This window comes from Aeromonas sp. QDB23 (genome assembly GCF_027707745.1).
Taxonomy (GTDB): Bacteria; Pseudomonadota; Gammaproteobacteria; order Enterobacterales; family Aeromonadaceae; genus Aeromonas; species Aeromonas allosaccharophila.
Window position 1 is genome coordinate 1 of sequence record NZ_JAPCJA010000167.1, and the last position, 799, is coordinate 799.

The 799-nt window shown below is 61.7% G+C and carries 1 protein-coding gene; it reads right to left on the reverse strand.

What is annotated here, in order from left to right; translation table 11 throughout:
• Positions 1–399: 399 nt before the first annotated feature.
• Positions 400–799 (reverse strand): GNAT family N-acetyltransferase (locus tag PG888_RS23000; RefSeq protein WP_058671088.1); only part of this gene is annotated, 400 nt, incomplete at its 5' end.

Sequence of the window (799 nt, forward strand, 5' to 3'; positions counted from 1 at the left end):
TATTGAACTGTCAGGAGCTGGCTGCACAACAGCCATTACGCCCAATCAACTGGTGCAGTCGTCTTCTGAAAATGACATTTGGTATCTCTCATAAACGGATGTTTTTGAGAGAACTATCTTCGGCCTTCACACGCACGAAAGGCGGCGAAGCTCCGCCGTTAATCCGTCCGCCGGAGATCTCGCCCAGGCAGGCTGAAGGCCGAGCAAGCCTGACAGGCCCGAAAAGCCCGGCACGGGCGTCGGCGGCGATGACGGCGGCGGCATTATCCAGGGTTGATGATGGAAGTGGAGGATATCGACAACCTCTCGCGCAACCAAGACATCGCGGTCGGACTGCAAGTGATCTTGAAGCCACGGGCCCGTCCCACCCCGACATGGACCTCGATGCCCGAACGGACGTTAGATTTCGAGTTCTAGGCGTTCTGCGATGAAGGTTGGATCCCAGCCGGGATTGAAAGTGTCGACGTGGGTGAATCCGAGCCGCTCGTATAGGCCACGCAGGTTCGGGTGGCAGTCGAGCCGCAGCTTGGCGCACCCCTGCGTTCGCGCGGCATGGCGGCAAGCCTCGATCAGCGCGGAGCTGACACCCCGGCCCGCATGTGTCCGTCGCACCGCGAGCTTGTGCAGATATGCGGCCTCCCCCTTGAGGGCGTCGGGCCAGAACTCGGGATCCTCGGCCGACAAGGTGCAACAGCCGACGATGCCGTCGCTGCAACTCGCGACTAGGAGCTCGGATCTCAGGACGAAGGTCTCCGCGAATGTCCGGTCGATCCGCGCGACGTCCCAGGCGGGCGTTCCC